The following is a 10,846-nucleotide window of genomic DNA, read 5'->3' as shown; positions in this document are numbered from 1 at the left end:
TTAGTATAACGTTATAATACTACTTTTCGCGGGGTAGAGCAGTCTGGTAGCTCAACAGGCTCATAACCTGTAGGTCGCTGGTTCAAATCCAGTCCCCGCAACTTTTTATTGTTTAAATTTTCTTATTATATATTTATATATAAAAATTGATGATTTTATCATAATTCTATATATTTTTTGCTGCAATGTACGATTTATATATAAAAATTAAATAATGTTATTTAACATTATTGAGTTTATTATTTGTACATGAAAAATGTTTTTGCTTATAATGTTTATTAGCTTAGTGTTAAAAGAGAAAAGTATAATTTTTAATTGCTTAATTTAAGTGACATAATTTATTATGATGTGTTAAATTATATAATCTAAAGTATTATTGTTAATTGGTAACTCTTTTTATAAAAATACATGCACTATTATCTTTTGTAGTAGTAGAATAGTATTCTTTTGTATTTTGTTGCATTGATGTAACTAGTATGTTGTCAGTTAAAGTTTGCTGCTTTATATAATCTTCCCAATCTTCTATAGCTTGATATAATTTACTATTGTCGGTTTGTATAATAACGGAAATGTGGTCATTAATTGATAAATTGTTATCTTTTCTTAGTTGTTGTATGAATCTTATTATATCTCGCGCTAATCCTTCAATAATCAAATTATCAGTTAATTTACTATCTATCAACACAGCACCTATTAATGTATTGTTAAAAATAATAGGAGAAGCATAAGAATTATTGATAGTAAACTTTATTTCATATTCTTCTTGATTAAGAATATGATGATCATCATATTCATCTCCAATTAATAATTGTTTGTTTTTAAGTAATTTCCATTTTTTATTTTTTATTAATAATATAAGATCTTTTACTTTATTTGGCATTCGGGTTCCTAATAAAGGAAAATTTAACTTTATATTAAAAGTTGCAATGCTATCAATATTTGTATTACTTATGAAGGTTTTGATATTAGTTTCATCTAATATTAGATTTTGATATTCAGTAGGTAAATCTAGTAGCTTCTGACAATTATATGGAAATATAGTAATTTTGCTAAGAGGTTGCCTAATTCTAATATTGTGAGTATTTCTAAGTGATAATACGATATTGCATATTTCCATTGATAATTTCATATACTGCATATTATTTGAGTGTAATGCCGTAAATTTAAAAGGATTGCTATTAGGAAATTTTGATAAATGTATAGAAGCTTCTTGGTTGAAATTTAGCTTTTGCCAAATTGACTCTGTGATCATAGGTAAGAATGGTGCTGTAGATTTTAATATGTAAAATAATACGGTGTATAATGTATTATATGCATTTATCTTATCTGCATTTTTATGTGATGACCAAAATCTTTCACGACATCTACGTATATACCAATTATTTAATATGTCAAAAAATTTTTTAATATATTCGCATGATGATTTAGTATTATATCCGCACTGTGTATTGATTTTTTCCATAGAATCAAATATTGCTTGTACTGTATTGATACATTCATTTATTATATAAAGATCCATGATATTGTTTACTTGATCAATATGTTCTATGATACTTGCTTTAATTTTATCGGCATTAGCATACATTGTAAAAAAACTATAGCTATTCCACATAGGTTTAATAACATTTTTTAATACATCGCGTATCATTAATCCTTCTTTATCTAATAACATTTCACCTCCCATTGATACAGGGTGGGATAACATTAAAAACCTCATAGCATCTGCGCCATATTTTTCAAAAATTTCTAAAGGATTAGCATAGTTATTAAGTCTTTTTGAAAGCTTTTGACCTTTTATGTCTAGTATTACACCATGACATATACAATTATTAAATGGGTGAACATTGAATATGGCAGTGGAAAGAACAAATAAAGTATAGAACCATCCTCTAGTTTGGGCTATGTATTCAGTGATAAAGTCTGCAGGAAAGTTATTGTCAAACCAATCTTTATTTTCAAATGGGTAATGAACTTGTGCATACGGCATTGATCCTGATTCAAACCAGCAGTCAAATATATCAGGTATGCGTCTCATCATTGATTTTTGAGTTGGATCATCTGGATTAGGACGTGTAAGATTATCAATATATGGACGATGTAAATCTTCACAATTTAAATCAAAATCTTCTTCTAATGCTTTAACATTAGGGAGTATCTTTTTTATAGATCCATAAACATCTATTCTAGGGTATTTAGGATCATCAGATTTCCATACCGGTATAGGTGTTCCCCAAAATCTGTTGCGTGATATTGACCAATCTTTTATTCCTTCAAGCCATTTACCAAATTGTCCATCTTTTATATGACTGGGTATCCAATTAACATTTTTATTTAATTGAATCATTTTTTCTTTTATCTTTGTTACTTCTACATACCAAGATGACATGGCACGATATATTAAAGGCGTATCAGTGCGCCAGCAGTGTGGATAGCTATGTAAATATTGTTCAGTTTTAATCCATGATTTTTGTTCTTTTAATTTTTGAATAATGATATCATTTGTATCAAATACATGATAATCTGCTAAATCCTTCATTATTTTTGTAAATTTTCCATTATCTTGAATTGGGCAAATTGTGGATAATAACTCCGATACTTTACCACCAACATCTGGTATATTGTGTTTTTTACATAATATGAAATCTTCTTCTCCAAACCCCGGGGCAATGTGTACAATACCTGTTCCTTCTCCTTCAGTGACAAAGTCTGCATTTATAATATAAAAGGCGTTTTTAGAATTTTCAAAGTAAGGTAACAGTGGCTTATATGGTAAAAATACTAAATCATTACAATCAATATTATCATTATATAACTGATATTGTATATTATATTTTGTACAATAATTTTTAAAAGTATCAAGATAACTTTGAGCAAAAATATATACTTCTAGATCAATTATTATAGCTATATACTTGATATTTTGATTAATAGCAAGTGCAAAATTAGCAGGTAAAGTCCAAGGAGTAGTTGTCCATACTAGCATTTTACATGATGCTATATTATCGCTAATAAATTTTGGCTTTTGTAATAACTCAAATATTACAGTAGTAGCTTTACTTACTTTCTCTCTATATGCGTTATCAATTTTAGTTTCAAAGTTTGATAAAGGGGTTTGACATGCCCAACTATATGGTACTACCCTTATAGATTCATAAATTAAGCCTTTATTCCACAATTCATGAAAAGCCCACATGACAGATTCCATGAAAGACGTATCCATAGTTTTATAGTCATTATCAAAGTCAACCCATCGACCTTGTCTATTGACATATTTTTTCCACTCTTCAGAAAACTTCATGACTGATTTACAACAATATTGGTTAAATTTTTTTATACCAAATTTTTCAATTTCAGATTTGCCTGATATATTAAGCTCTTTTTCTGCTAGCATTTCAGCTGGTAAACCATGACAATCCCACCCAAATCTTCTTTCAACTCTAAATCCCATCATTGTTTTATATCGTGCTATAGTGTCTTTGATAAATCCTGTAAGCAGATGTCCATAATGAGGTAATCCATTTGCGAATGGAGGACCATCATAAAATACAAAGTGCTTACCTTTTGGACGATTATTTATTGATTGTTGAAAGGTTGCATTATCTTTCCAATATTGCAATATTTCTTTTTCTATAGTAGGAAAGTGTGGATTGTTATTGATGTCAGGATAGTGTTTGCTCATAAATAAGTACAATATAATGTGGTTATGATTATTATATACTTGTATTAAAAAATATTGTATAAATAAAAAGTTTGTAATAGCAAATATATTTATGTAAGATAGCAGGTTAGCTATATGTGTATGGTAAGTATATGAGTATACAAATAGGGGATATTGCTCCAATATTCCAAATATTATTGGATGATGGAAAGCGTATTACTTCTGATTTTTATAAAAATAATAAAAATATAATTTTATATTTTTATCCTAAAGATAATACTCCAGGATGTACAATGGAAGCGGAAAATTTTCGGGATGCTTATGAAGAAATTTCTTCATTAGATACTATAGTAATTGGTGTATCTAGAGATAGTATGAAGTCACATATGAATTTTAAAAAAAAGTATCAATTACCTTTTAACTTAATTGCTGATATAGAATCTGATGTAGTACAAAAATATAATGTTTTGATAGAAAAAAGTATGTTTAATAAAACATATATGGGAATAGATAGATCGACATTTTTAATTGATAAGGCAGGAATAGTAAGAAAAATATGGCGTAATGTTAAAGTTACTAATCATGTTTCTTCTGTTATTGAAGAGATAAAGCAATTAAAGTTATAATATTGCTTTATTTTCATGTGGATATAAGGTGTTGTTCTTATAATTAAATTACTTAATAAATTTGAACTATCAATTGATTATAGAATATTATAAATAAGTGTTGCTTATGTAATGTGTATGTAGTTAATATAGCTTTTATATGTTAGTAGTTTTTATAAATAGCTACAGAGATAGTATATTATTAATGCCCTTAACGTTGTATAAGCTTTTATTTATAGTATAATAAACAAAAAAAGGTTAGCATATATTAATTCTATCCTATTTTTGTGATATAAATTATATGACTATAAAAAATTACTTTTTCAATATTATTACTATGTAAATAATTTATAAAGCAACATTTATAATTTTAATTGTTTTAATATCTTCTGTATATAGGGTCGTTGTATCCTCCCCCCCCCCGCAGCCTCTTGGTTTTGTAACTCCAATGTTTGAATGTTTGTATTATCAAGTTTACTATTGATAATTTTGACAACATCTTTTGTAAATTTATAAGATATTATTGTATTATAGTTATGTTGCTTTGCTATAATATGAATTAATATTCCAACCATTATAATATACTTTTTATTGGTATTCATCTCAGTAAATTGCTTGTTGTTATTCATTTGAATAAATGATTGCTGTAACTTTGAGAAAAGTTTTTTAGATGCTTCCTTTAAAAATTTATTACTAGAAATTCTAGGTTTACGATAATGGTGTTCTGCTATATCATTTAGAAAGGTATGATTAATTAAAGGCCTACGTATATTAGAATTCATTGTAGCGAATTTAGTAGCTTCTTTAATTTTAAAAGATAATTTATCTAATTGATGAAGGGAATTATATATTACAGCAGCTGTAGCAGCATCTTTTACGATATCAGCAAATAATTGTTGATAATATATCTTTGAATGTGTTTTAATTATATGATCAATTGCTATGTGATTTTTCAACAGAACAAAGTATCCGTATAATATATTATTATTATTGATATAGTTAAAGGATGAGTTCTTATAATAAAAGAATTTATTGGTTATCAGACATGGTGGACTGAGGTTAACGTGTCTAGATATAGCATTACATATATTGGATTGAAGCTTAAGTGGCATATGAGCAATTTTGGTAGCATGACGTATAGAGATAAGCTTGTTATTTTTATTTAAAGTTTTGTAATGTGAATTAATACTAGCAGCAATGGCAGCTCTTTGTGCTATTAAGAAAAACTTATGTTTATAATATTCACCTGTAGCAAGTTTGTTAGCTTTTTTTATTGTAAGTGGGTTGTCATTTTTAGATTTATTATAAATTAAAGCAGCTGTAGAAGCTTGTTTTGCTATAGGTGTGAATTTTTCTGTGTATAATATATTAACTATAGCATTTCTAATATTAGGGTGCATATTAATAATTTTACAAGATTCGTTAATTGAAAATGTTCTCGATGAAATGGTAGTTCTATCATTTAATGTCTTGGCAAGATTGTAAATTTTAGCAGTTTCAGCAGCTTCCTGAGCAATCATCTTAAATTTTTGTTTCGTATTTTGATTATATTTTACTTTAAATGATACTTTATTTATAAAATCACTAAGAATATTAAGAAATATAATTCGAGAAATAACAAAAAACATTACAAGCAATTCTTTCATTTTTTATACCATATGCTAACACACACTATATTAGTTGTAACATATAAGGTAATATGATGCTACTAAAAAATTAACCTAATTTTTTATAAAGATATCTTTAAGAATATATTTTGCAGTAATAAGGAGCTTTTTATAAAGCTTTGTTAAGATTTGTGACAATTAACTTATTTTGTGATAAAGAAAAAAGCTTTTTTATAACTTTACTTATGGTGCAGTAACTTTTTTCTTGATTTAATTTATAGAGTTATTTTTTATAAAAAGAAAATAGTAGGTATTTGATGTGATACATGCTTTGGCGAAACTTTATTTAATGTTTTGCATAAAATGTTGTTTACTAAAATAGTTTTTTTAAAGAGATAATCATAATATAAATACTTTATAAAATTTATTTATATTTTTAGAAAATGATAAATATGATGCATCAAAATTAAGATGCAAAAGTGATATATATATATATTAGAACATAGATTTTACATCTTATTATTGTGACCATAATTGATTGCGGCTATAGAAATATAATTTATGATATGTATATAGGTGATAAAAATTATCAATGCACTGTATTAAACATTGCTTTTATTCTTAGTAAATATGTTATCTGGAAATATTGAAATTATCGCTTTTTAAAAAGAATAGATAATGTTACATAGTTGGCATATTTTTATATATTATTAATAATAATTTTTAGAAAGAAATGCCATCATTTCTATGACCATAAAATTTTTTTGATATTTATAGGTTAAGGAATATAGTTATTTTTTGTTAAAATAAAGCACTTATTTAAATGTAATTTATGTATAGTACTTAGTAATAGTAATCATATCAATACAGTTTTTAAAGTAGTGTAATTTGGACTTTATAAAATACTATGGTAGTTTTTTTATCAAAAACTACAGCAATGCTTATATAGTATTTTAAATATGTTTTTGGTAAAACTAAGTAATATTATACTTTATCAAAAAAGCTTAATTATGGTACTATTGCAAAGTAGTGTATTTAAATTTTTATAATGATGATAGTATGAATTGTAATAGAAGTAGGAATTTAAAGGAATTGATTTTATATAAAAATTATGTTGCTAGCATTTGTGCTATATTTAATATAGCTTATATGCTTTATGTTTAAATATATAAAAAAAAAGAGATTAAAAAATAAAGTTCTACATATTAAGTGCTGAAGTATTTTATATAATATAGTTATTTGCTTGTAATATTGTGTTATATAGCATTTATAAATGTTATAATATGTTTAATAATTGTGCTTTACGTTTTTAAGTATGGATAAAAAAAAAGAAATTAAAATTAGGTTATATACGCATTTTAAAATTTCACTTGGTATTAAAGTTATTCTTGAAAAATTTCAAATACACTATGTTTATTATGTTATGAGAGCTAAGCTTTTTGATAAAGTTAGGCTATTTAATGGAAAAGATGGTGAATGGATTGGGGAAATTACTTTAATTTCTTGCAATTTTATAGAGATTACTGCTGTACAATTAATAAAAAAACAATATGTAACTCGTGATTTAACTTTATATTTTGCTCCTGTTAAAAGTGTGGATATGAGTAATATAGTACGACAGGCAACAGAAATGGGTGTAACATCTATATGCCCAATTTATACAGAATATACGGTAGTAAAGAATGTTAACTTAGAAAAATTTAGAACGTGGGCTATTAAAGCATCAGAACAGTGCGAGCGACTTGATGTGCCAAAAATAATGCCTATGATTAGTTTTATAAAATTAAAAGAATTATGTTTACAAGGTAAAGAATATATAATTTGTGATGAAACAGGGCAAGGTAAGTCACCTAATGAGGTATTAATGGGAAAGAATAATGTTGCTGTAATCATAGGACCTGAAGGCGGATTTTCTCATTATGAATTGGAATTTGCGAAAAGCTTTTGTAATAGTATGTCCTTGGGTTTAAGAATTTTAAAAGTTGATACTGCAATTATATGTGCATTATCATATGTTAATGAATATTATAATTTAATATGATACGTGATATTGATCGCAAGAAAAATACTTTAAGACAAAAATATAGGTTGTTACGTAAAAGTATTAGTAATCCATTTGAATTATCATCTTGGTTTATGACTAATTATATTAATAACATACTTATGGATGATAATTTAATTATTGCAGCATATATTCCTATAGATGGTGAAATAGATGTATTACCTTTAATGAAGTATTTGCAAGAACGTGGACATATTATAGTAATACCAGTAATAAGTAGACAAAGTAAAGTATTAAAATTTCAGAAATGGAATATTGAAGATAATGTTGATTTAATTCCTGATATAATGATTGTGCCCATGATATCTTTTGATAAAAAATTGAATAGACTAGGTTTTGGAAAAGGGTATTATGACCGTACAATTAATTTTTTTAGATCACACTTTAAGTGTAGATTTATTGGTGTTGCTTATAATATACAGTATTGCTATGAAATTCCGATAAATAGTTATGATCAAGCATTAGATTGCATAGTGACAGAAAATAGGATTTACTCATTAATTTAAGAGTTATCCTAGGATGAGACAAATGCTTGGCACTTGTTAGTCTATGAATTTTGAACTACAATACTTAGGTATATGGAGATCATAGGGCGCATGGTAGATTATTAGTATACAAGCTACTTATCTGAACTTATGCTCAAATTGCATTTTTTACACATAATCCAAAACACTGAGAATAATTATTGCTAATGCTAATTGTTATTTTAGTGCTACTATTGAATTGTAGCTAGTATATAAAAATGCTTTAAGCTTTTTGTATTATTAAAGACTGTATCTGGATTGAATTAATGTTTAATTGTGAATAATATAATTAGCATCATGGCTTAACTAATTTGTGAACCAAATCTACATTGGGCTTGTAAATCTTGAACTTCAACATTTGAAGGGGGGGGGGAGTTAATATATAGGTATGGCTGATTTTGAGTATGCCAGCTATTATCTGAACCTATGTTCAAATTGCATTCTTTCGCATGTAATCCAAAACACTGCGAGTAATTATCTACTTTTAGCTGTGATTTTAGTGTTACTACTGAGCTACCATAACAATGTAAGAATCCTTTAAGCTTTTTTTGTAATTCTTTGATGTCAAAGACCTTATCAATAGGTAATTTAGTGTTTATATTGTCAAGAATGAATACCATTGTGGCTTCACTTAATGTATAGACTAAATTTACGTTATATCGTAGATTGTTTTTTAGCTTCTCAAACTTTAAGATATAATACCGCATCATAATATTATATATTGTACTAGCAACCATGTTATGAGTATGTGCTACTGCAATAACTGAATTTTCTAAACGTGAGTTTGTTATTCTTAACATAGAATATCCTAGGGAGCCAATTTCAATTTCCAGCCTTTTATTGTTAAGTGGTGTTATATCAAAATCACAATATAATGATGGTGCATCTTCAAGTAACATTATAAGCCTTAGCATATCTATTTTCCAAGCAAAAGGAATTTTTTGATTATTGAGGTATTGAAGATCATATTTTTGTGAAAATTTTGCATTTAAGTCTATGACTGCAATATTATTCCTTCCGCCTTGTTTTATATCTGTTAATGCATGCAATGCTTTGACATGCCCCTGTTTTAATCCTGTAGAAACATAATATAATTTTATCGTACGTTGAGGCTCACTATCTGCCCAATTTAGTAATCTTTGTTTATATGGATATTTATCATTATTTGGAAGAGGCAACTGATCATTTTGTAGTAATGTAGGATCTTTCACCATCCATAGCATTAATATTGGTTCATTATCAAGTATATACATTGTTTTATATAGCTTAGCTTTATACTTTATATGTTATATGTATTTATATTACATACATAAATACGTATATTATACAAGTTAAAATTGTATTAAAACAATGTAAAGAATGTATTTTTATTTATAGTTAGATACTTGTACATTATTGTGAATTTTACATTCAGAGTTATTAGAATTATTATGTATTTGATGCTAGTAAGTGACGCTTAAGCTATATCTGATTGAACTTAAATATTGAGAGTAATTTTTTATTTTTATAACTCTAGTGGTTTGTAGTAAAATCTTTTACTAGCTATATATACTAAATTTTCATTTGTGTATGGTTATCTAAATATAAAATGAATGCATCATGGTGTTGTGTATATTGTATGGAAAATTATGTTATGAGTATTTGCTACTTCAATAACTAAGTTTTCTAAACGTTTGTGTGTTATTTTAACATGGAATATCCTAAGAAGCCAATTTTGATGTTAAGTTTTTTATTGTTAAGTGGTATTATATCAAAATCACAATATAATGATGGTGTATCTTCAAGTAATATTATAAATCTTAGCATGTATATTTTTCAAGCAAAAGGAATATCCTCATTAAGTATTGAAGGTTTTTTTGTAAAAATTTTGCATTTAAGTCTATGACTATAATTATTACTTCTGCCTTTATCTATCTGTTGATGTATGCAATGCTTTGATATTGCCTTGTTTTAACCCTGTAGAAACATAGTATAATTATAATATGTTGAGGCTTAATATTTGCTCAATTTAGTAATCTTTGTTTATATAGATTTTATCATATTTGGATGGGAAGTTGATTTTTTTAAGTAAATGTAGGGATTTTTGATCATTTATAGCGTTAATAAGGTAAGTAGTGTATGCATGTTTGTATTTTATAAATAAATCAAAATGTAGCTAATTATGTATGTAGCTAATAAATTATATTGATAATGATGTAACTAGATAAAACGTGGTTATATAAATCTTATATGAACTGCTATAATAACTATTATATGAGCTTATGATGTAGTTTTATAGTGATTATAAATTACATATTAAACAAATTTTTATAAGAATAAGCATTATTACATATGTATCAAAGGCAGATTGACAGTTTTTTATATAGAGAATTTTCTGTTTATGATAGGAT

The 10,846-nt window shown here is 26.1% G+C and carries 7 protein-coding genes and 1 tRNA gene; 5 read left to right on the top strand and 3 right to left on the bottom strand.

Features of this window, described 5'->3' with window-relative positions; translation table 11 throughout:
• The first annotated feature begins 27 nt into the window (after positions 1 to 27).
• A tRNA-Met gene (locus NLO413_RS01195) sits at positions 28 to 101 on the top strand.
• A 278-nt stretch (positions 102 to 379) separates the two neighbouring features.
• Here the strand turns inward: NLO413_RS01195 and ileS are convergent.
• Positions 380 to 3,679, bottom strand: a complete 3,300-nt coding sequence (gene ileS, locus NLO413_RS01190; protein ID WP_045808732.1) for an isoleucine--tRNA ligase — start codon at positions 3,677 to 3,679, stop codon at positions 380 to 382.
• Between the two features lie 131 nt (positions 3,680 to 3,810).
• Here ileS and NLO413_RS01185 point away from each other — a divergent pair, with 131 nt between their 5' ends.
• A complete protein-coding gene (locus NLO413_RS01185; protein WP_045808731.1) occupies positions 3,811 to 4,284 on the top strand; it encodes a peroxiredoxin in 474 nt (157 codons plus the stop codon).
• Between the two features lie 341 nt (positions 4,285 to 4,625).
• Here the strand turns inward: NLO413_RS01185 and NLO413_RS01180 are convergent, their stop codons facing one another.
• Positions 4,626 to 5,909, bottom strand: coding sequence for a hypothetical protein (locus NLO413_RS01180; protein ID WP_045808730.1), 1,284 nt, complete (start codon positions 5,907 to 5,909; stop codon positions 4,626 to 4,628).
• Positions 5,910 to 7,185: 1,276 nt separating this feature from the next.
• On the opposite strand from NLO413_RS01180, the gene NLO413_RS01175 reads away from it, so the two are divergent.
• Complete coding sequence (locus tag NLO413_RS01175; RefSeq protein WP_045808729.1) at positions 7,186 to 7,911, top strand: 16S rRNA (uracil(1498)-N(3))-methyltransferase; 726 nt, start codon at positions 7,186 to 7,188, stop codon at positions 7,909 to 7,911.
• The gene (locus tag NLO413_RS01170; protein WP_045808728.1) at positions 7,908 to 8,438 is read left to right on the top strand and encodes a 5-formyltetrahydrofolate cyclo-ligase; all 531 of its coding nucleotides are present in this window, start codon (positions 7,908 to 7,910) and stop codon (positions 8,436 to 8,438) included. Before NLO413_RS01175 ends, NLO413_RS01170 begins: the two co-directional genes overlap by 4 nt.
• Before the next feature lie 320 nt (positions 8,439 to 8,758).
• Here the strand turns inward: NLO413_RS01170 and NLO413_RS01165 are convergent, their stop codons facing one another.
• Positions 8,759 to 9,709 (bottom strand): hypothetical protein, encoded by a 951-nt coding sequence (locus NLO413_RS01165; protein WP_045808727.1) that lies wholly within the window; start codon positions 9,707 to 9,709, stop codon positions 8,759 to 8,761.
• A 437-nt stretch (positions 9,710 to 10,146) separates the two neighbouring features.
• Between NLO413_RS01165 and NLO413_RS01160 the strand changes: the two genes are divergently transcribed.
• A complete protein-coding gene (locus NLO413_RS01160) occupies positions 10,147 to 10,341 on the top strand; it encodes a hypothetical protein (RefSeq protein WP_045808726.1) in 195 nt (64 codons plus the stop codon).
• Positions 10,342 to 10,846 lie beyond the last annotated feature (505 nt).

The organism is Candidatus Neoehrlichia procyonis str. RAC413, assembly GCF_000964795.1.
Classification (GTDB): Bacteria; Pseudomonadota; Alphaproteobacteria; order Rickettsiales; family Anaplasmataceae; genus Neoehrlichia; species Neoehrlichia procyonis.
This window is presented reverse-complemented; position numbering and strand designations above follow the sequence as displayed.

Coding starts and splice junctions, on each gene's coding strand:
- NLO413_RS01180 (WP_045808730.1), bottom strand. CDS start 5,909: ATGAAAGAATTGCTTGTAATGTTTTTTGTTATTTCTCGAATTATATTT.
- NLO413_RS01175 (WP_045808729.1), top strand. CDS start 7,186: ATGGATAAAAAAAAAGAAATTAAAATTAGGTTATATACGCATTTTAAA.
- ileS (WP_045808732.1), bottom strand. CDS start 3,679: ATGAGCAAACACTATCCTGACATCAATAACAATCCACACTTTCCTACT.
- NLO413_RS01170 (WP_045808728.1), top strand. CDS start 7,908: ATGATACGTGATATTGATCGCAAGAAAAATACTTTAAGACAAAAATAT.
- NLO413_RS01185 (WP_045808731.1), top strand. CDS start 3,811: ATGAGTATACAAATAGGGGATATTGCTCCAATATTCCAAATATTATTG.
- NLO413_RS01165 (WP_045808727.1), bottom strand. CDS start 9,709: ATGTATATACTTGATAATGAACCAATATTAATGCTATGGATGGTGAAA.
- NLO413_RS01160 (WP_045808726.1), top strand. CDS start 10,147: ATGGAATATCCTAAGAAGCCAATTTTGATGTTAAGTTTTTTATTGTTA.